This window comes from Mangrovicoccus algicola, from assembly GCF_014903745.1.
Classification (GTDB): Bacteria; Pseudomonadota; Alphaproteobacteria; order Rhodobacterales; family Rhodobacteraceae; genus Mangrovicoccus; species Mangrovicoccus algicola.
The window spans coordinates 1-21697 of the sequence record NZ_JACVXA010000072.1; the positions used below are offsets into that span (position 1 = coordinate 1).

Below are 21697 nucleotides of genomic sequence, written 5' to 3' on the forward strand. Positions count from 1 at the left end.
CCCGGCCCGGCCGCGTGGCGGAGACAGGCGGCGCGCCCGGTCCGGCCCCCCGCCGCAGGCCCCGCGTCATGATCCCGCGGCCGGCGCGGGGGACATCCGGCGCCGGGGCTGCTAGACACGGCGGGTGCGCCTGCCGGACCCGTCGCGGGCGCCCAGCCAAGGCCCCGATGACACGATGACCCGCGCAAGCTCCACGCGAAAGCCCACCCGCAACCAGATCCGCAAGCGGCGCGAGATCTTCGAGGCCGCGCTGGACACGTTCTCCGAACACGGGCTGCGCGGTGCCACCCTGGAACAGATCGCCGCCGCTGCCGGGTTGTCCAAGCAGAATGTCATCTACTATTTCGACGGCAAGGAAGCGATCTATCGCGAGCTGCTGGAGAGCCTGCTGGACCGGTGGCTGGCGCCGCTGCGCGCGCTGTCGCCCGAGGGCGAGCCCGTCGCCGAGATCCTGACCTACATGCGGCGCAAGCTGGAGATGTCGCGCGACATGCCGCGCGAGAGCCGGCTTTTCGCCACCGAGATCCTGCGCGGCGCGCCGCTGCTGCGCGAGGAACTGCAGGGCGGGCTGCGCGCGCTGGTGGATGAAAAGGCCGCGGTGATTGCCGGATGGGCGGCGGCCGGCCGGATCGCCCCGGTCGATCCGCATCACCTGATCTTCTCGATCTGGGCGATGAGCCAGCATTACGCCGATTTCGACATCCAGGTCTGCGCCGTGCTGGGCGCGGCGCGCAGCCCCGGCCGGTTCGACGAGGCCGGGCGCTTCCTGGAAACCGCCCTGATGCGGATGCTGGGCCATGACGGCCCGGAATTCGGGCAGAGCGCGGCGCCGGTCCCGCCCCCGGACGGAAATTCCGGCCCCCGCCATTGACCTGACCGCGCGGATGCGCAGCCTGCCCTCGAGGCGCGGGCCGCCCCGCCCGCCGCGACGACAGGAGGTCACGATGACGTACGGGCAGAACCTTCGCAGCGATCCCGACCGGCTGTGGCAGAGCCTCGAGGAGATGGCGCGGATCGGCCCCGGCGTGGCAGGCGGCAACAACCGCCAGGCGCTGAGCGATGCCGATGGCGCGGCCCGGGCGCTGTTCCGCGACTGGTGCGTGGCGGCGGGCTGCACGGTGACGGTCGACCGCATGGGCAGCATGTTCGCCACCCGCCCCGGCACCGATCCCGAGGCTCTGCCGGTCTATATGGGCTCGCATCTCGACACCCAGCCCACGGGCGGGAAATATGACGGGGTGCTGGGCGTGCTGGGCGGGCTGGAGGTGCTGCGGCTGCTGCAGGCGGCCGAGGTCAGGACCCGCCGCCCGATCGTCCTGGTCAACTGGACCAACGAGGAAGGCGCGCGCTTCGCCCCCGCGATGCTGGCCTCGGGCGTGTTTGCCGGGCGGCATGGACTGGACTGGGCCCATGACCGGACGGATGCCGAGGGCAGGCGTTTCGGCGACGAACTGGCGCGGATCGGCTGGCTGGGCGAGGAAGAGGTCGGCGCGCGCCGCATGCACGCGATGTTCGAGCTGCATATCGAGCAGGGCCCGATCCTGGAGGCGGAGGGGCTGGATATCGGCGTCGTCACCCATGGCCAGGGCCTGCGCTGGATCGAATGCACGGTGAGCGGCGTCGAAAGCCATACCGGCACCACGCCGATGCCGATGCGCCGCGATGCCGGGCGCGGCATGGCCCGGCTGATCGAGCTGGCCCACGAGATCGCGATGACGCACCAGCCCCATGCCGTGGGCGCGGTCGGCCATGTCGAGGTCTATCCCAACAGCCGCAACATCATCCCCGGCAAGGCGGTCTTCACCATCGATTTCCGGTCGCACCTGCCCGAGGTGCTGGCGGCGATGGAGGCGGAGTTCAACGAGCGCGCGCCGGGGCTGTGCGCCGAGATCGGCACCAGCCTCGCAACCACCGTGGTCGGCCAGTTCGAGCCCCCGGCCTTCGACGAACTGCTGGTCGGCCGGGTCCGCGATGCGGCGGCGCAGCTGGGCTATTCGCATCGCGACATCGTCTCGGGTGCCGGGCATGATGCCTGCTGGATCAACGATGTGGCGCCGACGGCGATGATCTTCTGCCCCTGCAAGGACGGGCTGAGCCATAACGAGGCCGAGGCGATCACCCGCGACTGGGCGGCCGCGGGGACCGATGTGCTGCTGCATGTGGTTCTGGAGACGGCGGAGGTGGTGGAATGACGGGCGCCACCGGGCGCCGTCCCGCCCCGGGCTTGACCCGGGGCCTCCCCGGCGCGAGGCTCGGCCATGGGGTTTCACGCCTATATCATGGCCAGCCATCCGCTGGGCGTGCTGCATATCGCGGCGACGGGCGATCTGGCCGCCAGCGTCGCCCGGCATCGCGCCGGCCGGGGCGGGGCCCATACGGCGCGCTACGCGATCACGCGGCTGGTCTGGTTCGAGCCGCATCCCGATTACGGGGCGGCCCGGCTCAGGGCGCGCCGCATCGCCCGCTGGCGCCGGGCCTGGAAGGATGCGCTGATCACCGCCGCCAATCCGGACTGGCATGACCTGACGTCCCGCATTCCTCCATGATCCGGGAGGCCCCGGGTCAGGCCCGGGGCGGGACAGCAGCAAGCACAGGGGACCGAAAGAATGACCACAGTCATCAAGGGCGGCACCGTCGTGACCGCCGACCGCCAGTGGAAGGCCGACGTGGCGATCGAGGGCGAGACCATCGCGGCCATCGGCGAGGATCTTGCGGGCGACAGCTATATCGATGCCGAGGGCGCCTATGTGATCCCCGGCGGCATCGATCCGCATACCCATCTGGAGATGCCCTTCATGGGCACGACGGCGGCGGAAAGCTTCGAGTCGGGCACTTTCGCGGCGGCGGCGGGCGGCACGACGATGCTGGTGGATTTCTGCTTGCCGGGCGCCGACGGCTCGATCCGAAATGCCATCCATGACTGGCACCGCAAGTCCGCCCCGCAGATCTGCACCGATATCGGCTATCACATGGCGATCACCGGCTGGAACGAGAGCATCTTCGACGAGATGAAGGACGCCGTCGAGATGGGCGTCAATTCCTTCAAGCATTTCATGGCCTACAAGGGCGCGCTGATGGTGGAGGATGACGAGATGTTCGCCTCCTTCTCGCGCTGCCGCGAGCTGGGCGCGCTGCCGATGGTGCATGCCGAGAATGGCGATCTGGTCGCGGCGCTGCAGGAGAAATATTTCGCCGCGGGCATGACCGGCCCCGAAGGCCATGCCCATTCGCGTCCGCCCGAGCTGGAGGGCGAGGCCGCCAACCGCGCGATCACCATCGCCGATGCGGCCGGAACGCCTCTTTATATCGTGCATGTCTCCTGCGAGCAGGCGCATGAGGCGATCCGCCGGGCGCGGCAGAAGGGGATGCGGGTCTATGGCGAGCCGCTGATCCAGTTCCTGACGCTGGACGAGACCGAGTATTTCCATCCCGACTGGGATCATGCCGCGCGCCGGGTGATGTCGCCGCCCTTTCGCGACAAGGCGCATCAGGCCTCGCTCTGGGCCGGGCTGCAGGCGGGGTCGCTGCAGGTCGTCGCCACCGATCACTGCGCCTTCACCACCGCGCAGAAGCGCCGGGGCCGCGACGATTTCCGGCTGATCCCCAACGGTTCCAACGGGCTGGAGGAACGGCTGGCCGTCCTGTGGACCGAAGGCGTGGAGACCGGTCGGCTGACGCCCGAGGAATTCGTCGCCGTCACCTCCACCAATATCGCGCGGATCCTCAACATCTATCCCAGGAAGGGGGCGATCGCGGTCGGCGCGGATGCCGATATCGTTGTCTGGGATCCGAAGATCAGCCGCACGATCCGTGCCGCCAGCCATCATTCCGTGCTGGATTACAACGTCTTCGAGGGGGTCGAGGTGACGGCGCAGGCCCGCTTCACGCTCAGCCGCGGCGAGGTGGTCTGGGCCTGGGGGCAGAACAGCAGGCCGCAGCCCGGCCGCGGCCGGTTCGTGTCCCGCCCGCCCTTCCCTTCGGCGGCGCAGGCCCTGTCGCGCTGGAAGGCGCTGAGCGCGCCGCGGGCGATCCGCCGCGATCCGCTGAACATCCCGGCGGGGATCTGAGCCGCGGGTCCCTGCCGATGCAGCGGGGCGGGCGCAATTTTGCGTCGCGGCACCCGCCGCGAGGCCGCGCCGGAGCGCGGCCGGCGCCCGGCCTGCGACCGAAAATTGTTTGCATGCCCTCCATTTGCGCAGCCCCCCATGTGTGAATATGCACATAAAATCCGTCTTTGCGGGGCGGCGGCCCGGTACAGCTTGGCGGAGGATGGGAGTAAGGACCGCCGATAATCAGACTTCATCCGGGACTCAAGCCCATGACCGATACCAGTTATGCCCCGTCCGCGACCCAGCGGGCGGCGCCAGTGAACTCTCCTGCCCGCGTTCTGGGGGCCAGCCTCGTCGGGACGACGATCGAATTCTTCGACTTCTACGTTTATGCCACGGCCGCGGTGCTGGTCTTCCCGGCGCTGTTCTTCCCGGGCACCGACCCGATGACGGCGCTTCTGGCCTCCTTCGCGACCTTCTCCATCGCCTTCTTCGCCCGGCCGCTGGGCGCGGTGGTCTTCGGCCATTTCGGCGACCGGATCGGGCGCAAGGCGACGCTGGTCGCGGCGCTGCTGACCATGGGGATCTCGACCGTCATCATCGGGCTCTTGCCCACCTATGCCTCGATCGGGGTCTTCGCACCGCTTCTTCTGGCGCTGTGCCGCTTCGGCCAGGGCTTCGGGCTGGGCGGCGAATGGGGCGGCGCGGTGCTGATCGCGACCGAGAACGCGCCGGAGGGCAAGAAGAACTGGTACGGCATGTTCCCGCAGCTGGGCGCGCCGGTGGGGCTGTTCCTGTCCTCGGGCATGTTCTGGCTGCTCCTGCAGTTCATGCCGCAGGAGGACCTGCTGTCCTGGGGCTGGCGGGTGCCGTTCCTGGCCTCCTCGGTGCTGATCGTGATCGGGCTCTGGGTGCGGCTGTCGCTGACCGAGACGCCGGATTTCCAGAAGGCGATCGACAAGCACGAGCGCGTCGCCGTCCCGGTGGTCGAACTGTTCCGCAACCACAAGATCAGCCTGTTTCTCGGCACGTTCGTGGCGCTGGCGACCTTCGTGCTGTTCTATATCGGGACGGCCTACCTGCTGAGCTACAACGTCAAGGTCATCCAGATTCCGTTCACCGACGCGCTGGCCATCCAGATCTGGGGCTCGGTGGTCTTCGGCGCCTTCATCCCGCTGGCCGGGCTGATCGCGGAACGCTTCGGCCGCCGCCAGGTGCTGATCGCCACGACGCTGGGCATCGCCGCCTTCTCCTTCCTGGTGCCGGTGCTGATGGTGGCCGACGAGGCGCGGATCCTGGGCTTCGTCACGCTGGGCATGGCGCTGATGGGGATGACCTACGGGCTGATCGGCAACGCGCTGGCCGCGCCCTTCCCGACCCAGGTGCGCTATAGCGGCTCGTCGCTGACCTTCAACTTCGCGGGCATCGTCGGTGCCTCGCTGGCGCCCTATATCGCGACCTGGCTGCAGGCGAATTACGGGCTGGCCTATGTCGGCTACTATCTCTGCGCGGCGGCTGTGATCACGCTGCTGTGCATCTTCGCCTCGGCCCGCGGCAAGGTGTGATCACAAGGCGGGGGCGGCGCGCCGCCCCCTGCCCTTTCAGGCGAGGCCCAGCCCTGCCAGGCAGGCGTCGAGCTCGTCATAATGGTGGATCAGCGCCTCGGGATGGAGCGCGGCCACGTCATGCCCGTCGGGTCCGAATGTCACCAGCGCGCAGGGGATGGATGCATTCCTCGCGCAATCGCGGTCGGTGACGGTATCCCCCAGAAGGACCGCCGCCCCGGCATTGCCCCCGGCCCGCCCCACCGCCTCGAAGAGCGGCTTCGGATCGGGCTTGCGCACCGGCAGCGTGTCGGCGCCCACCAGCGCGCCGAAGAGGCCCCGCACCCCCAGATCGCGCATCAGCGCCTCGGCCAGCCCCTCGGGCTTGTTGGTGCAGATCGCCGTGCGGTGCCCCGCCGCCAGCAGCCGCTCGATCGCCGCCCCGGCGCCGGGAAACAGGCGGGTTTCCACCGACAGCGCCTGGGCATAGGCGTCCAGAAGCGGCGCATAGCCCGCATCCACCCGCGCCTCGTCCGCTGTGCCGTAGAGCCGCCCCAGCCCCAGCCGCAGCATCGCCCGGCCGCCCTTCATCGCCGCGCCGCGATCCCCTGCAACCGCCGGATCCAGCACGTTTCCGTAGCCCCAGTCGCGGAACACCGCATTCGCCGCCGCCAGCAGATCGCCCGACGTGTCCGCCAGCGTTCCGTCGAGATCGAAGACCACCGTTGCCATGCTTTCCCCTGTCACAAACAGACACCAACCGTGACGCCGCCACCCCTTGCGGCGGGCCGCGTGCTGGATAGAACGGCGGGTGAGGCAAAGGAAGGCGAAAACCATGGGGCTGAGCTTGATCATCCTGGCGGCGGGCCAGGGCACGCGGATGCAATCGGACCTGCCGAAGGTGCTGCACCCGCTGGGCGGCGTGCCGATGCTGACCCATGCCATGGCCTCGGGCGCGGCGATGGCCCCCGAACGGGTGGCGGTGGTCTGCGGTCACGGGGCCGAGCAGGTCCGCGTCGCCGTGGCCGAGATCGACCCCGAGGCGCAGGTGGTGATCCAGGCCGAGCAGCTGGGAACCGGCCATGCGGTGCGCCAGGCGGCGCCGGTGCTGGAGGGCGCAGAGGGCGACGCGGTGGTGCTTTACGGCGACACGCCCTTCATCCGCCCCGAGACGCTGGAGGCGATGGCCGAGGCGCGCGCGCGCGGCGCCGATATCGTCGTGCTGGGCTTCATGGCCGCCGATCCGGGCCGCTACGGGCGGCTGGTGACGGTCGAGGAACGGCTGTTGCGGATCGTCGAGTACAAGGACGCCACCCAGGGCGAACGCGCGATCCGGCTGTGCAATTCCGGCGTCATCATGGCCGATGCCGGCACGTTGATGCGGCTGGTCGGCGCGCTCGGCAATGCCAATGCGGCGGGCGAATACTACCTGACCGACATCGTCGCGCTCGGCCGCGCCGAGGGGCTGACCGCCGAGGTGGTGCTGTGCGACGAGGCGGAGACGATGGGGGTCAATACCCGCGCCGAGCTGGCCGCCGCCGAGGCCGCCTTCCAGCTGCGCAAGCGCGCCGAGGTTCTGGAGGATGGCGTCACGCTGACCGCGCCCGAAACGGTGCATTTCGCCCAGGATACCTATATCGGCCGCGACGCGGTTGTGGAGCCCTATGTCGTCTTCGGCCCCGGCGTGACGGTGGAGACCGGCGCCGTGATCCGCGCCTTTTCGCATCTCGAAGGCTGCCATGTCTCGCGCGGCGCGGTGGTCGGCCCCTATGCAAGGCTGCGCCCCGGCACGGAGCTGTCCGAGGATGTGAAGGTCGGCAATTTCGTCGAGGTCAAGAACGCGCAGATCGCCGAGGGCGCCAAGGTCAACCACCTCAGCTATGTCGGTGATGCCGAGATCGGCCGCGACGCCAATCTCGGCGCCGGCACGATCACCTGCAATTATGACGGCGTGTTCAAGCACCGCACCGTAGTCGGGCCGCGCGCCTTCATCGGGTCGAACACCATGCTGGTGGCGCCGGTGACGGTGGGGGCCGAGGCGATGACCGCCTCTGGCTCGGTCATCACGTCGGATGTCGAGGCCGGGGCGCTGGCCGTGGCCCGGTCGCGGCAGGTGACCAAACCGGGTCTGGCCGAGAAGATGATGGCGCGCCTGAAGGCGCTGAAGGCAGCGAAGAAGGGCTGAGCCATGTGCGGGATCGTCGGTGTTCTGGGCAATCACGAGGTTGCCCCCATCCTTGTCGAGGCGCTGAAGCGGCTGGAATATCGCGGCTATGACAGCGCCGGGATCGCCACCGTGCATGAGGGCCGGCTGGGCCGCCGCCGCGCGGTCGGCAAGCTGGTCAACCTCTCCGACCGGCTGGTGCATGAACCGCTGGCGGGAAAATCCGGCATCGGCCATACCCGCTGGGCCACCCATGGCGCCGCGACCGAGGGCAATGCCCACCCGCATCAATCCGGGCCCGTCGCGGTCGTCCATAACGGCATCATCGAGAATTTCCGGCATCTGCGCGGCGAGCTGGTCCGCGAGGGGCTGAGCCCCCAGACCCAGACCGATACAGAGGTCGTGTCGCTTCTGTGCCAGTCCTTCCTGCGGCAGGGAATGGGGCCGGTCGAGGCCGCCACCGCCACCGTCGCGCGGCTGCGCGGGGCCTTCGCGCTGGCCTTCCTCTTCGACGGCGAGCCGGACCTGATGGTCGCCGCGCGCAAGGGATCGCCCCTGGCCATCGGCCATGGCGAGGGCGAGATGTTCGTGGGCTCCGACGCGATCGCGCTGGGACCGATGACCGACCGGATCACCTATCTGGAGGAAGGCGACATCGCCGTCATCACCCGCGCGGGCGCCGAGATCCGCGATGCCCAGGGACGGTCCGCCAACCGCGCGGTGGAACGCGTGGCGCTGGACCAGACGCGGGTGGAGAAGGGCGGCTACAAGCACTTCATGGCCAAGGAGATCGCCGAGCAGCCCGGCATCCTGAAGGACACGCTGGATGCCTATGTGAAGGAGGGCCGCATCGCCCTGCCCGGGGCGGCAGATGCCGCCCTGCCCTTCGCCGATCTCGACCGGCTGACGCTGGTGGCCTGCGGCACCGCGCATTACGCCTGCCATGTCGCGAAATACTGGTTCGAGACGCTGGCCCGGCTGCCGGTGGAAATCGACGTCGCCTCGGAATTCCGGTATCGCCAGCCGCCCCTGCCCGCGCGGTCCATGGCGCTGGTTGTCAGCCAGTCGGGCGAGACCGCCGACACGCTGGCGGCGCTGCGCTACGTCAAGGAAGAGGGCGTGGGCGTCGGCGCCATCGTCAATGTCGAGGGCAGCACCATCGCCCGCGAAAGCGATGCGGTGATCCGCACCCTGGCCGGGACGGAGATCGGCGTGGCCTCCACCAAGGCCTTCACCGGGCAGCTGATGGTGCTGGCGCTTCTCGCGCTGCGTGCGGCCGAGGCGCGCGGGACGCTCTCCGCGGCCGAGATCGCGGGACATCTGGCCGCGCTCGAGGCGATGCCCGGGCTCGCGCATCAGGCGCTGCAGCTCAGCGAGCGGATCACCGAGATGAGCCACGCCCTGTCGGAGGCGCGCGACGTGCTGTTCCTCGGCCGCGGCGCGATGTATCCGCTGGCGCTTGAAGGCGCGCTGAAGCTCAAGGAGATCAGCTATATCCATGCCGAGGGCTATGCCTCGGGCGAGCTGAAGCACGGGCCCATCGCGCTGATCGACCGGACGGTTCCGGTGATCGTGCTGGCGCCGCGCGACGCGCTGTTCGAGAAGACGGTGTCGAACATGCAGGAGGTGATGGCGCGCGAGGGCCGCGTGATCCTGGTCACCGATGCCGAGGGCGCGGCCGAGGCCGGCGAGGGCGTGTGGCATCTGGTGCGCATGCCTGCGCTTCCGGATCCGATCTTCGCGCCGCTGCTCTACGCCATTCCCGCACAGCTGATCGCCTATCACACGGCGGTGGCCAAGGGCACGGACGTCGACCAGCCCCGCAACTTGGCCAAGTCGGTGACGGTGGAATAGGGCGGCGTCGCGCAGAGGCGTCAGCTGTCAAAATACAATAAAGATTGCACCTAGCTAATAAAGTTTGCTCATAGACAATAAAGTAAGCACCTTGCAAATAAAGTCCGCACGCAAACCCTTGCCGCTTTGAGTTCGCGAGGTAGAGTGGTACTTTCGTGCGAGGCGTCCAAACAGCCCCCGTCAGCGAGGGTGCTCATGGCGCGAAAACGCTACGCTTTCGACGAGAAGAAGATTGCCCGTTTCCTGAAGGAAGGACGCGAACTGGGCACGGTTCGGATTACAAGCCTTGGCTCACTGTCCAGGACGTACCCTCCACCGGCAGAGTGCATAGAGTGGCCGGCAGAGTGACCCGGCGCACCCACCACCTTCTGTCCGATATCGAATTCAATTGCTTTTTGATCTATGACTGGTTAGACGACGTGGTTGACATCCGAGAACAATATCCGCTCGATCGGGATGACACCCGCCGAATCGCGGAAGCTATAGGGGTCAGACATCCGGCGGAGACACAGACGCAGACGGATATCGTCATGTCGACTGATCTTGTTGTCGACTTTTCCACAGACGGAACAGCAAAAACGATAGCACGAGCTGTAAAGCATTCCCAAGCACTGGAAGAACCCCGAACACTAGAAAAGCTCGAGATTGAACGACGCTATTGGTTTGAGAATGGTGTTGATTTTGGGATAATAACAGAACGGGAGCTACCAAACGAGCCAGTGAAGACCCTTAGGTGGCTATTAGGCTATCGAGAATTGAACGAAGAAATCCCTAGAGATATTCTCATACAGATCGATCAAGACTTGGACCGAGGTTCGCAACTAACTTTCGGTGAATTCTGTGAGCAGATCGACCTGCAATATGGACTTTCTTCAGGAACCGGACGACGCATTTCAAATCACTTCCTTGCAAAAAAGTATGGCTATTCGACATTCATTCTCTCATAGAAAACCGTACGCCAATTTCCTCCTTCTACCGAGGTTCTAGAAAAAACAGGCTTGAAGAATGATCCAGGCATGTCCATGTGATGTGATCCAAATTGGTGATGAATCGCCTCGCGAGCGAATTCTCTGGATTGATCAAGAGCATGGCGTACTTTTCCTCATTGATATCGACTCGAACTCGGCGAAACCCGTCGTGCGTAAGATCGAAGAAGTAACTGATCTACTAGAAAGCGGTGCTGGCAAGGTAATTGACGATCCTTGGCTACGTGCGATCGCGGATGAGTCAAGCCTCCCGGAAAAATGGAGAAAACATCGAGATTCTTCATGGAAACTAATCTCGCCACTAGTGGAAGCGCAACCTAAATCCTTTTTGGACGCCCACAGAGCCAAGATCATATCACAAATCACCGTGCAGGAAGATGTCAGTCGTTTCACCCTATATCGTCAGCTACGAAGATACTGGCAGCGCGGGATGACACCAAATGCTCTCCTCCCAGATTACAAAAACAGTGGAGGGAAGGGAAAGACAAGATCTTCTGGCGGACGAAAACGGGGCCGTCCTCCCATTCACGGAATTGATGGCATCAACGTAACGCCAGATATCCGTGAGAAGTTTCGCCTCTCCGTGCGACGTATCTATGCGAAAAACAATAATGCGACATGGGGCGACTGCTGCCGCTGGTGCATCAAGGAATACTTTACCGACCTTGTGACAGACGCGGATACAGGACGGCAAGAAGCGGTTCTTCGGGCGGAGCGCCCGACAGAGCGCCAGTTTAAGTACTGGTACGAAATAGACAACAACATCTTCTCTGTTGAGCGCCAGAGACGTACTCCGCGAGTATACGATAAGGATATGCGAGAACTTCTAGGTTCCTCGCGACTATAAGTATTGGGACCTGGAGATCGATTTCAAATCGATGCTACAACAGCCGACATCTATCTCGTTTGTTGATTTCCGTTGAGAACTGCCCCGGGTTTTCCATCGAGAATTGACCCGTCTGCAGACCATGGTGCCCGGTTCATGCGGCGGTCAATGCCGGTCATTTCTCCTTCCTGGTTCCTGCCGCCTCGGAGCTGGCCTTGAAGCGGTAGCTGTCATTGCCGGTCTCGAGAATGTGGCAGCGGTGGGTGAGCCGGTCGAGGAGCGCGGTGGTCATCTTGGCATCGCCGAACACCGCCGCCCATTCGCTGAAGCTGAGGTTGGTCGTGATGATGACGCTGGTGCGCTCGTAGAGCTTGGCTCGAGCAGATGGAAAAGCAGGGCGCCGCCGGTGGCGCTGAACGGCAGGTATCCAAGCTCGTCCAGTATCACCAAGTCGGCGCGCAGGAGGGCCTCGGCGATCTTGCCCGTCTTCCCCTGCGCCTTCTCCTGCGCGAGCGTGTTGACGAGGTCGACTGTCGAGAAGAACCGGACCTTCTTGCGGTGGTGCTCCACCGCCTGGAGGCCCAGTGCGGTCGCCACATGCGTCTTTCCCGTGCCGGGCCCGCCGATCAGGACGACATTGTGGGCGCCATCAAGGAACTCGCAGCGGTGGAGCTGGCGCACCAGCGCCTCGCCGATTTCGCTGGCTTCGAAGCGGAACCCGGCCATGTCCTTGTAGGCCGGAAAGCGCGCGGCTTTCATGTGGTAGGCGATGGAGCGGACCTCGCGTTCCGCGAGCTCTGCCTTGAGCAGCTGCGACAGGATCGGGGTTGCCGCCTCGAAGGCTGGCGCGCCCTGGCTCATCAGATCGTCCACCGCCTGGGCCATGCCGTACATCTTCAGGCTGCGCAGCATGATGACGATCGCGCCGCTGGCCGGATCATGACGCATTGCGGCTCTCCTGCTTCCTGCCGCGCAGGCCGTCATAGCGCCCGACATCCGCCTTGGGCTCCCTCGACAGCGCCAGCGCCTCCGGAGGCGTGACCTCGGGCAGGCTAGGCGCGGCACCGGTCAGCCGGTGCAGGAGGTTCAGGACATGGGTCTTGGTAGGGACGTCGGCCTCCAGGGCCACTTCCACCGCGCGGAGCACGGCAGCCTCGTCGTGCTGCAGCACCAGGGCCAGGATATCGACCATCTCCCGGTCGCCGCCCGGCCGCTTCAGCAGCTGATGCTGGAGGGTCCGGAAGGCGTCGGGCAATTCTGCGAAGGGAGCCCCGTTCCGGAGCGCGCCCGGCTTCCTCTGGATGACGGCGAGGTAGTGCCGCCAGTCGTAGATGGTCCGGTTCGGCAGATGGTGGGAGCGCTGGATCAGCCGCTCATGCTCGCAGAGGATCTGCCCCTCGTCACGCCCGAGCAGCGTCACCGTGGCGAGGAACGTGCTCTCCTGCAAAAGCGCCGCCAGGTCTACGAACTGGCCCGGGCGGCGCGGCCCGAGCGCTGGTCAGGCAGCACGCGTTGCTGGACGCCGATCGGATCGGTCTGGCTCAACCCGGAACGGCCCGACGAGATGCCGCGAGGCCGTGGGGCCGCCGACGCGCTCCCCGGGGAAGCAGTCGGCAGCGGCCCCATGGCCGGGCCAGGAGAGTGCGCAGCCTGAAAATAGACATCGGGGACAACAACCTTGAAAACCACCGGGACCAACCGCTGCGGTAGGAACCGGGTGCTTACTTCACCCTTCGCGCACCTTCCGGACGCTCGCCGTTCCGCCGCCCACTGGTAGGATCGGCCCAAACCCGTCATTCCGCGCCCTCGATCCTTTGGAACGCAGCGATTTCAAAGCGGTCGTTCAGGGCCGGAGCCGGCAGAGTCTCTATGCATCCAGCTTTCGCAAGCCCGTCCCGAGCCTCTTGGCGCATTCTACCGCAGCGTCGCGATGCAGGGCCCAAGCCTGTGTCAGGCCCTCCATGATCACCAGAAGCTCAGTCTCGCGCCCGGCGAGGCCGGTGGCGTCGGCGGCGCGGCGTGCCACCTCGGCCTTGTGCCGCGATAACACCTCGCGCAGCCGTTCGCTACCAGGCTCAGCCGCTACTGCGCCGTGGAACAGGCAGCCATGCGAGGTCTCAGTCGCCATCCACACTCCGACCCGCTCGAGCAGCGCGTCGAGTGCGGCTTCCGGTGCATCCGGCAGCTCATCGAAGAGGCTGGAGAGGTAGCGCCCATGGCGATGCTCCAGCGCCGCCAGCACCATGTCAGCGCGCGAGGGCGCGTATTTGTAGAGCGTGCGCATGCTGACGCCTGCGGCGTCGCGGAGATCTTCGACGCTGGGTTCGGCGAAGCCGCGGTTGGCGAAGGCCCGCTCCAGCCCGGCGGCGATCTTGGTCATCGTATCGGTCATGCTTGACGATGTAGAGTGATCCCTCTACCTACGCAAGTAAAGCGAACATTCTACATGACGGAGCGACCCGATGACTCTCCCTGACACGATGAAGGCGATGGTGCTGACCGGCCATGGTGGCCTCGATCGGCTTGAATGGCGCGAGGATGTGCCTGTGCCGCCTGCGCAGCCTGGCGAAGTGCTGATCCGCGTCGGAGCCTCGGCGGTGAACAACACTGACGTGAACACTCGCACCGGCTGGTATTCCAAGGCGGTGCGCGGCGATACGAACTCCGCGGCGGCCACTGGCTATGACGGCGCCTCGGACGCCGATGGCGGATGGTCCGGCGCGCTTAGCTTTCCGCGCATTCAGGGCGCTGATTGCTGTGGCGAGATCGTCGCGGTCGGCCACGGGGTGGATGCGGCCCGCATCGGCGAGCGCGTGCTGGTGCGGCCGATGCACCGGCCCGCGGACGGCGACGAGCACGCACTCGTCACCTTCGGCTCGGAGCGAGACGGCGGCTTCGCAGAGTTCACCACCATTGAGAGCGAACACGCGCTGCGCATCGACAGCCGACTTTCGAACGTGGAACTCGCCTCCTTCCCCTGCGCCTTCTCGACCGCTGAGGGGATGATCCAGCGGGCGGGGCTCGGCGCCGAGCGGGTGCTTATCACCGGGGCGTCTGGCGGTGTCGGTTCGGCAGCGGTGCAGCTCGCCAAGCGTCGCGGCGCGCATGTCACTGCGATGACCAGCCCCGCCAAGGGGGACGACCTGCGCTCGTTTGGTGCTGACGCCATTCTCGGGCGCGAGGACGTTCTGCCAGAGGAAGCTTTTGACGTCGTGCTCGACCTCGTCGGCGGCCCGCGCTGGCCCGCGCTGCTCGAGGCGCTGGCGGTGCGTGGTCGCTACGTCACGTCGGGGGCCATCGCCGGTCCGATCGTCGAGCTCGATCTGCGCACGCTCTACCTCAAGGACCTGACCCTGATTGGCAGCACGCGGCAAGTGCCGGGCGTCTTCACCGATCTGGTGGGCTATATCGAGCGCGGCGAGATCCGGCCCGTGCTGGCCGAAACCTACCGGCTCCGCGAGCTGCGCACGGCGCAGGAGGCGTTTCTCGAAAAGTCCCATATGGGCAAGATCGGGATCGTCATCGCGGGCTGATGTCTCTTCCTCATGCCATCTCCGCACGGCGGGGCGACGTCAGACCATGAGGCCGCCGTGCCTCATGGCATCGATCACGAGCGCCGTCAGTCCTTCGGGCTGTAATGTGCCAGGAACATGTCAACGCAGTCGGCGATGACGGAATCCGGGTCGACCTCGGCCTTCGCGCCCATCAGGAACTGCGGCCATGCCCACCTCTTCGATCCCTGACACTGCATCTGGCGAGGGCCGAGAACATGGACATCGTAAAAACAGCTACCGACTGGACGAGAGCCGAAATGCTCTCCTCCGCTTTCTTCATCCTTTTTGGCCTATCCTTTCTCCTGGCGAGCCTAGGGTTCTGGCAACTGGGTAGGACCGACATGGCGAAGGCTTATATAATTCCCTTGCTGGTGGCGGGCACGCTGATCCTGATCATCGGGGTCGGCCTGTTCTTCCCCAGCCTGGCCCGGCTGACGAGCTTCCCTGCGGCCTACGCTACCGACGCCGCTGGTTTCGTCGCAGACGAGATCGCGCGTGCCGACAGGGTGTTGAACGAATACCGGATCGCGGTGTTCAGAGTGATCCCGCTGATCATCGCCGCTTGTGCGCTGGCGATCCTCTACTTCGAAACGCCCCTTTTGCGGGCGAGCCTGATCACGACCCTCGCCATGATGGCGGTCATTCTGGTGATCGATACCAATGCCAACGCGCGGCTGGAAGGCTATAAGGCGCAACTTGCGCTGGCCGGAAAGTCCCTACCGCAATCGATGTGAAGCAGACGTCCGTTGCAGGTGCAGCGAATGTCTGCTCTCCGCCTCTTTGACCAATGCTGCGGGGCGCACGAACGGCAGAAACGGGGCTCGCAGCGGCCTTGCGGCGGCGCGGAAGCCTGGCCACGGCGCCGATGGTTCACCGGATGAGACTATGACAGGTCGAGGGGTGTAACCTGCCGCTCGCCCTCGGCACCCCGAACGACTCGAACCAGCCCTTTCCGGCCTGTCGCGACGGCGCCGCGGTCGGAGTACCTGGTGAGGTCGACCACGAGAAGCGGACTTGCGGCGGCGCGGCGGAGCCCAAGCGGTGGATCCGCAAAAGCGGTCGGTCACGGCGGGTGGAGCTTGGCGGGCGCCGCCTTGGACGCACCGACCAAGTCCTGCCGTTCATCCTCGCCGCCCGTACTGGCGAAGAGCGCAGGAAGCGGCCGACCAGGAACATGGGTTGTCGCGCCCAAGATAGATGCACCTTTCTCTAGACCGGCCATTCGCGACCTCCGGATGCCGCTGTGCAGCGCGCCGCAGAACTGCCGCTCGACCCTCTCCGCAGCATTCGCGACGCGCTGGCCGATCGGGGAGCGCACAAAGCGGAAGATCGTCAAGCCACCGCTTAGATCGCTGTATGTAGATCATACGCTTAACGGAATGGATCATTCTGTTAAATGTCTGTTCCTTCAGGCCCATCCTCGGCAACGGAGACATGGCGCTCTTGCAAGATGACGGGCCCTGCGCCCCGCAGGTGCGGATTCCTCCAACTTATGCCTCCTGCGCGATTGCGCATGAAGTGGCCTTGTACCCAATGTGCCCTGCGCCGTGTAGTTTCCGGCTGGTTCCCGTCGTCCTTGGGCTGCATGGCTTGCAGTTGACCTTTTCCGAGCTCCCCAAGCCTGACCTTTATGATCCGCATGTCTGGAAGCGGTCGACCAGATTTTTGCGCCCTCCGACGTTCAGCCCTTGAAAAGGCGGGCACCTCTTCGGTTTCGAGCATAGCCTTATGCTGAAGAAGAATGGACATACCAACGACCATTCTCAGAAATAGGAGAGCCAGAGGCTGTTCTTGCTCGATCACCATGTCCTCTGTGGTGGTATCACCAATGGCTTGTGCAAGTTTGAATGTAGGTGAATAAAATCGATCTATTTTCGCACCTTGAGACCTAAAAATGAGAAGGTTCGGTAGCAACCCGTCCCAATTTTCATGTAAAATCTGCGTATAGAGCGCATTTTCGTGCTGCGTAATCAGCCCAGTCGGCCACATACCCTCTGGGGGCTCAGGAATTGTCAGTTGCATCGCAGGGAAGGGAAGTCGAACCTGGCTGAACATGTCATCCAGACCTTCTTCCTTCATCTTAGCCGATAGGCCCTGGAGCATCAGCTGGGATGGTTCGTCGAGCACGTAGACCTGAGCTGAGTGCAATATCTCGCTCTGACGTTTGCCGTGGAAATCAAGCTCTTCGAGAAGCTCGGGGGCAAGAGCCTCGCGGCGTATCCGTTTCAAGGCGAGAATGTTGGACGGATAGCACTCATAAAACCCAGCAAAATTGGTCAGCACGTGAGAGCCCTTCTTCCAGTACGTACGGAACAAGAAAGCGTACTGGCAGTCGGATGAAAAGTCAGGACGTACGTCTGCCACACGTATTGCCAATGTCCCAGCCACCGCTTCCGGTGGCTTCAAATATAACAGTCACACCGCCGCATCGGAAATCCTTCATCTCTACAGCCTTGCGGCGGCGCGGAAGCCTGACCATGGCGGCGATGGTTCATCAGCTGTCACCATGTCGGGCCGAAGGGGGAACCAGCCGATCGCGCCTGGCGCCTTGAGCGCCCGCGCTCAGCCCTTTCCGGCCACTCGCGAGAGTGCCGGGCACGAGAGGCCCGATGCGACCGGCAAGAGGAAGCGGACTTGCGGCGCCGCGGCGGAGACCAGCCGGCGATCGGGCGGAAGCGACCGCTCGCCGGGTTTTTCGTGCGAACGGCGCCGACCTGGCCAGGCCACCGAAGTCCGGCCGCTCGTCCGTGCCGCCCCTACTGGCGAAGAGCGCAGTTTCCGGCCGGTGGAAAACAACCCAGTCGGGCGAGCGGCTCGATGGCGCTCCTCAGTGCGGTCGTTCACCATCTTACGCCCCCGCGCTGCAGCCTTCCCTGCAGCGGCCGCTCGGCCCGCAGCATTCTCGGCGTGCTGGCCGACAGTGGTGCGTATTCAACGGCCCTTCGCTAGCAAGTCCAGTGCCACGTTGAAACTTCACGGCGCCGACATTCGTGCATCGCACCGAGAGGGAAAGGGTTACCGATCATGATCGCCAGTTCACTTGAGCTTCATTGTTAAAAATTTTACATTCATTGACTTTAATCCAAAGATAGGCTCGAATTCCGTTGCGCATGCAAAAAAAGGTGACGCAGTGGCAAAAGTGCATTACTTGATTAAAGATTATCTCGTTGGCTATGGATTTAATCCACAGAAGCCTAACGGAATATCATTCGAGGATTCAGTCAAGGGAATTAGAATAGAAATTTCTGAACCGTCTGATCGCACTGAAGTACCAGATCACTTCGTTCTTAACGATGGTCTTCAAGTAAAGATCTACATGACTGTAGATGCGAAGGATTCTTTGGTGGAGTTCATCGAAAATCTGATCAATGGTATTTATCTTAGATCCCATAGTGAGGTAAAAATATTTCCAGAATACGAGAATGGACGGATCAAAATTTCTGAAAACGGGGAGATATCAAAAGGGTATCCAGTTCGCTCAGATCTGCTCCCTCGAAAAGTACGAAAATTGACATCCAGCGCCAGCTTTGACATGATGGTTAGCGCAACAAAATTGATAAAATCATTACGCTGGACATCAAATGCGACTGGGTCTTCCAAGATATTTGGCGAAAATGCGGATGGTGATCCAATAGTTTACTGGAAGACGACACAAGAACATTACCATCTTGCCCCGCTTCCTCCAATGCCAAATATCAGTCTCAAAATGCGCGCAGGCATTGCTTACGATCGAGACGCCATTTCCGCTGCGGAAATCATTTGGAGGCAGGCAGATGTCGACGAACCGCTCAGTCATCAATTGCTTCGTGACGCACATGATGTGAAAATGTCCAGTAAGAAAAGCGCGCTCATGATATCATATGCTGCGCTAGAGGTTGGGGTGAAGTCACATATCTCGAATGTGGTTCCAAAATCGGCATGGCTAGCAACAAATGCACCCTCACCGCCAATAGATCAAATTATTAGAACATACATTCCAATAATTCATTCCGGAAGGCCCGAAGTGGAGAACTGGAGCGTATTGAGCGCGCATTTCAACCAAGTGAAAGAGTTTTCGAAAGCAAGGAATAAGTTGACGCATCAAGGTAAAGAGTTGAACTTTGATATTGAAAAATGGTTGACATTAACCAAAGACCTCCTCTACATATTCGACTTCCTTGAAGGAAAAGAATGGGCCTCCGGATTAATTTCCGAGCAAGTTATTGCGTTGCTTGGTTGGTTTTCTACAAGGGACAGTCCAGAAAATCTATGGCCCAAGACCATTGAAAGAGCACGAAAGAAGCACCTTGCAAACCCTGAACAGACGAAGAAAATTAAATGACCCCTTGTACCGCGAAGTTCTGCAGCTCACGGCCCGTTCGCGCTTGTGAGAAGCGCTCAAAAGTTGCTTCGAAGCCATTTAGATCTTCTGCAGCACAGATGGCAGCAAGAGCTTCACAGAAGTCGCATAGCCGCTGACCTACGCGATTGGCTGCTTTCGCAGATTCACCACTTGGGCATCGCTGCGGTGCGTAAAATCCCTTGATCGTCGCGTGCCGGTGCAGAACCGCCTTGGACGGTGCCCCGCGACCGGCCGGAAAGGGTTGCCAGGGAGGCGCTCGAGGCGTCAGGCTCGACCGGCTCGTTCCACCCTTCGGCAGGGCATGATAACAGCCGATGAAGCATCGGCGCCATGGCCAGGCTTCCGCGCTGCCGCAAGGCCGTTGAGAGCCCCACTTCTGCAGTTCGTGCGCCTTGCAGCATTGCTCGAAGAGGGCGAAAAGCCGACTTTCGCTGCATTTGGCAACGTTGACTCCATCTCGCGATCGTCAGACGTTCCCAACAACTCAGAACATCGACACTAAACAGAGGTCAAATTTGCACTTCGACCAGATGAATCGCTTCTGGGCAGAGCAAGACGACAAGGGAAGTGAATTGGGAAAATTTTCAAACGAAAAACGATCTTACTGGGAGCGAAGATTACACGAGCTTCTTCGGCCTATACCAGTTGAGGAGCTTCTGGTTATGAGCTGGGCCATCGAAGCGATGCGTGATGGCTTTGAGGTTGCCGCACGTCGTCATCTTGAAATGCCAGGCAACCCAGGTGACTTCCAAATTGGCGGCAGATTTTTTATCCCGCCTTGGTCAATCGATTCCATAATCCGGGAAAAACTCTCGCTTGGACCTAGAGAGAAAGCCGCAAGACACCTCAACTTAAAGTCTTGGAAGGGTGTGGTAAAACTGGTCAATGTCTATTCAGGTTTGTCCAATGCTGAGAGCCTTATTGACTACTCGCCGAGTGATATCGTCTTTGCGATGTCGCGACTGTTCTGGCCACAATATGATTGGCAGATCGGCACATCGAATATGTTTCGTCTAGGGCGTGCTTGGCATGTCTATGCAACAGAGGAAGGTAAGGCCGTATTTTTTGAGAAGTACGGAATTAACATGGAGGATTTCCTGAAGATTGGCTTTGGAATATACGTGGGAAGTTCGAAAAACCCGGCAGTACGGGCCGGATATTTGTCTCCACTTGGGATAAAGCAAGCTCAGCTGCGCAGCGTGCGACAGATAATCGGCAATACGCTGGCGGGGCACTACGAGTGGGCGAGAAATACCCAAAACCCTGATATCCCGCGCGACTTTCTTCGTAGTGCGACTAAAGAAAATCCTATCTTTGAGGTAAGTGACGCCAAAGGACAGGCGTATTGTATTCCTTCGCGATCCAACCTAATGCTTCGCATTACAGATGGGCTTTACTATGACATCGTCTCAGACCCCAAAGCGAGGAAAAAATCCGGTGAGCAATTTGAAACTCTGTGCCTGAAAATTATCCGGAATTATACGAAGGAGACCATATCCGTTAAGCCTGAACAAAAGACTTCGTACGGCATGAGCGCAGATATTCTCGTCGAGGATAGTGAGAATTTGAAAGGTCTTATTATTGAGTGTAAAATTAGAAGAATTCCTCAGAAGGTACTGATTTCACCAAGTCCATTCGAGGACTGCGCTGATGCATTTGACGATATAATCAAGGGTGTCGTTCAGATATGGCGGACGTACCGAGAATTTTACGGAAATTCACCCATGAACATGGCAGGTGTTGTGCTGCAGTATGATCCTTGGACAATACTGGGCGCTGCGTTCATGAAGCAGATTTTTTATGCGGCCCATCAGCAGGCAGATAAGTTAGGGATTCCGACCGTTGACCGCATCCCGGTATCCATGGCTGGCTATTATGATTTCGAGAATTTGCTCCGCAAACATGACTATTGCGATATCGTTGAAGCTGCTTGCGCTTGGGGCGAAGACAAATTTCAGGACTCGACTTTCTCCGGCGCTTTGACCGTTGACAAGCAATCCACAGAGACAAAACCAGCGTTTGACTATCGAAACCTCGTTACGACTGCAGTTCCTTGGTGGGAGGAGTGGGCAGCATAACGTGACGCGTCTCAGAATTGAGGATGTTTGCGAACGGCAGCTCTGGGCCGGGCCTGCCAGTTGGCCGGGGCCTCGCGAGTGGCCGTTTTGTGCGCTCCTCCGTCGGCCAACAGGCGTAGAATGCTGCGAGCCGGGCTGAGCGGCTGCTCCAGGGGAAGCCGCAGTGCGGCGGCGCTGGATTTTGAATGTCCGGACTGGGGAGCGGCGGCGCACGCCTTGGCTTGGCAGCACCTGTCTGCGACTGGCCGGAAACTGCGCTCTTCGCCAGTAGGGGCGGCACGGCCGAGCGGCCGGACTTGG

16 protein-coding genes and 3 pseudogenes are annotated in these 21697 nt (G+C 62.5%); 14 read left to right on the top strand and 5 right to left on the bottom strand.

The annotated features are described in order from the left end of the window. Positions 1–175 precede the first annotated feature (175 nt). The 5 genes from ICN82_RS17985 to ICN82_RS18005 all read left to right on the top strand — a co-directional run bounded on the left by ICN82_RS17985 (position 176) and on the right by ICN82_RS18005 (position 5614). Positions 176–871, top strand: coding sequence for a TetR family transcriptional regulator C-terminal domain-containing protein (locus ICN82_RS17985; RefSeq protein ID WP_193185645.1), 696 nt, complete (start codon positions 176–178; stop codon positions 869–871). A 73-nt stretch (positions 872–944) separates the two neighbouring features. After that, the gene (locus ICN82_RS17990) at positions 945–2192 is read left to right on the top strand and encodes a Zn-dependent hydrolase (protein ID WP_193185647.1); all 1248 of its coding nucleotides are present in this window, start codon (positions 945–947) and stop codon (positions 2190–2192) included. Positions 2193–2258: 66 nt separating this feature from the next. Continuing rightward, on the top strand, positions 2259–2546 hold the full coding sequence (locus ICN82_RS17995; protein ID WP_193185650.1) for a GIY-YIG nuclease family protein: 288 nt from the start codon (positions 2259–2261) through the stop codon (positions 2544–2546). A 60-nt stretch (positions 2547–2606) separates the two neighbouring features. After that, positions 2607–4067, top strand: coding sequence for a dihydropyrimidinase (hydA, locus tag ICN82_RS18000; protein WP_193185652.1), 1461 nt, complete (start codon positions 2607–2609; stop codon positions 4065–4067). A 251-nt stretch (positions 4068–4318) separates the two neighbouring features. Next, positions 4319–5614: an MFS transporter gene (locus ICN82_RS18005; protein WP_193185655.1), complete on the top strand. Its 1296-nt coding sequence runs from the start codon at positions 4319–4321 to the stop codon at positions 5612–5614. A gap of 36 nt (positions 5615–5650) precedes the next feature. Here the strand turns inward: ICN82_RS18005 and ICN82_RS18010 are convergent, their stop codons facing one another. Next, positions 5651–6325: an HAD hydrolase-like protein gene (locus tag ICN82_RS18010; RefSeq protein WP_193185658.1), complete on the bottom strand. Its 675-nt coding sequence runs from the start codon at positions 6323–6325 to the stop codon at positions 5651–5653. A 103-nt stretch (positions 6326–6428) separates the two neighbouring features. On the opposite strand from ICN82_RS18010, the gene glmU reads away from it, so the two are divergent. The 4 genes from glmU (at position 6429) to ICN82_RS18030 (ending at position 11444) form a co-directional block, all read left to right on the top strand. Continuing rightward, positions 6429–7778: a bifunctional UDP-N-acetylglucosamine diphosphorylase/glucosamine-1-phosphate N-acetyltransferase GlmU gene (glmU, locus tag ICN82_RS18015; RefSeq protein ID WP_193185661.1), complete on the top strand. Its 1350-nt coding sequence runs from the start codon at positions 6429–6431 to the stop codon at positions 7776–7778. A 3-nt stretch (positions 7779–7781) separates the two neighbouring features. Then, positions 7782–9611, top strand: a complete 1830-nt coding sequence (gene glmS / locus ICN82_RS18020) for a glutamine--fructose-6-phosphate transaminase (isomerizing) (RefSeq protein ID WP_193185664.1) — start codon at positions 7782–7784, stop codon at positions 9609–9611. Positions 9612–9955: 344 nt separating this feature from the next. Then, on the top strand, positions 9956–10558 hold the full coding sequence (locus ICN82_RS18025) for a TnsA endonuclease N-terminal domain-containing protein (protein WP_193185666.1): 603 nt from the start codon (positions 9956–9958) through the stop codon (positions 10556–10558). Between the two features lie 58 nt (positions 10559–10616). Then, complete coding sequence (locus ICN82_RS18030; protein WP_193185669.1) at positions 10617–11444, top strand: hypothetical protein; 828 nt, start codon at positions 10617–10619, stop codon at positions 11442–11444. Between the two features lie 154 nt (positions 11445–11598). Here the strand turns inward: ICN82_RS18030 and istB are convergent. Further along, positions 11599–12371 (bottom strand): annotated as a pseudogene (gene istB, locus ICN82_RS18035) (IS21-like element helper ATPase IstB). After that, positions 12361–12822, bottom strand: a pseudogene (locus ICN82_RS18040) (IS21 family transposase); the annotation flags it as partial. The pseudogenes istB and ICN82_RS18040, both read right to left, overlap by 11 nt. Between ICN82_RS18040 and ICN82_RS21565 the strand changes: the two are divergent. Beyond that, positions 12823–12987: pseudogene (locus ICN82_RS21565) on the top strand (IS3 family transposase); the annotation flags it as partial. A gap of 303 nt (positions 12988–13290) precedes the next feature. Here the strand turns inward: ICN82_RS21565 and ICN82_RS18045 are convergent. After that, the gene (locus ICN82_RS18045; protein WP_226898587.1) at positions 13291–13803 is read right to left on the bottom strand and encodes a TetR/AcrR family transcriptional regulator; all 513 of its coding nucleotides are present in this window, start codon (positions 13801–13803) and stop codon (positions 13291–13293) included. A gap of 82 nt (positions 13804–13885) precedes the next feature. On the opposite strand from ICN82_RS18045, the gene ICN82_RS18050 reads away from it, so the two are divergent. Further along, positions 13886–14956 carry an alcohol dehydrogenase family protein gene (locus tag ICN82_RS18050; protein ID WP_193185673.1) on the top strand — a complete coding sequence of 357 codons (1071 nt, stop codon included), beginning with the start codon at positions 13886–13888 and terminating at the stop codon, positions 14954–14956. A 236-nt stretch (positions 14957–15192) separates the two neighbouring features. After that, positions 15193–15711, top strand: a complete 519-nt coding sequence (locus tag ICN82_RS18055; RefSeq protein WP_193185676.1) for a hypothetical protein — start codon at positions 15193–15195, stop codon at positions 15709–15711. Between the two features lie 658 nt (positions 15712–16369). Here ICN82_RS18055 and ICN82_RS18060 read toward each other — a convergent pair. Continuing rightward, complete coding sequence (locus ICN82_RS18060) at positions 16370–17260, bottom strand: hypothetical protein (RefSeq protein WP_193185679.1); 891 nt, start codon at positions 17258–17260, stop codon at positions 16370–16372. Positions 17261–18017: 757 nt separating this feature from the next. Here ICN82_RS18060 and ICN82_RS18065 point away from each other — a divergent pair. Together ICN82_RS18065 and ICN82_RS18070 are read left to right on the top strand one after the other, a co-directional pair. Beyond that, complete coding sequence (locus ICN82_RS18065) at positions 18018–19298, top strand: hypothetical protein (RefSeq protein WP_193185681.1); 1281 nt, start codon at positions 18018–18020, stop codon at positions 19296–19298. 683 nt (positions 19299–19981) lie between these two features. Then, positions 19982–21397, top strand: coding sequence for a hypothetical protein (locus ICN82_RS18070; RefSeq protein WP_193185684.1), 1416 nt, complete (start codon positions 19982–19984; stop codon positions 21395–21397). Positions 21398–21697 lie beyond the last annotated feature (300 nt).

Excerpts from the sequence above, each read along its gene's own strand:
- ICN82_RS17985 (WP_193185645.1), top strand. The coding sequence starts at position 176 with ATGACCCGCGCAAGCTCCACGCGAAAGCCCACCCGCAACCAGATCCGC.
- ICN82_RS17990 (WP_193185647.1), top strand. The coding sequence starts at position 945 with ATGACGTACGGGCAGAACCTTCGCAGCGATCCCGACCGGCTGTGGCAG.
- ICN82_RS17995 (WP_193185650.1), top strand. The coding sequence starts at position 2,259 with ATGGGGTTTCACGCCTATATCATGGCCAGCCATCCGCTGGGCGTGCTG.
- hydA (WP_193185652.1), top strand. The coding sequence starts at position 2,607 with ATGACCACAGTCATCAAGGGCGGCACCGTCGTGACCGCCGACCGCCAG.
- ICN82_RS18005 (WP_193185655.1), top strand. The coding sequence starts at position 4,319 with ATGACCGATACCAGTTATGCCCCGTCCGCGACCCAGCGGGCGGCGCCA.
- ICN82_RS18010 (WP_193185658.1), bottom strand. The coding sequence starts at position 6,325 with ATGGCAACGGTGGTCTTCGATCTCGACGGAACGCTGGCGGACACGTCG.
- glmU (WP_193185661.1), top strand. The coding sequence starts at position 6,429 with ATGGGGCTGAGCTTGATCATCCTGGCGGCGGGCCAGGGCACGCGGATG.
- glmS (WP_193185664.1), top strand. The coding sequence starts at position 7,782 with ATGTGCGGGATCGTCGGTGTTCTGGGCAATCACGAGGTTGCCCCCATC.
- ICN82_RS18030 (WP_193185669.1), top strand. The coding sequence starts at position 10,617 with ATGATCCAGGCATGTCCATGTGATGTGATCCAAATTGGTGATGAATCG.
- ICN82_RS18045 (WP_226898587.1), bottom strand. The coding sequence starts at position 13,803 with ATGACCAAGATCGCCGCCGGGCTGGAGCGGGCCTTCGCCAACCGCGGC.
- ICN82_RS18050 (WP_193185673.1), top strand. The coding sequence starts at position 13,886 with ATGACTCTCCCTGACACGATGAAGGCGATGGTGCTGACCGGCCATGGT.
- ICN82_RS18055 (WP_193185676.1), top strand. The coding sequence starts at position 15,193 with ATGGACATCGTAAAAACAGCTACCGACTGGACGAGAGCCGAAATGCTC.
- ICN82_RS18070 (WP_193185684.1), top strand. The coding sequence starts at position 19,982 with ATGAGCTGGGCCATCGAAGCGATGCGTGATGGCTTTGAGGTTGCCGCA.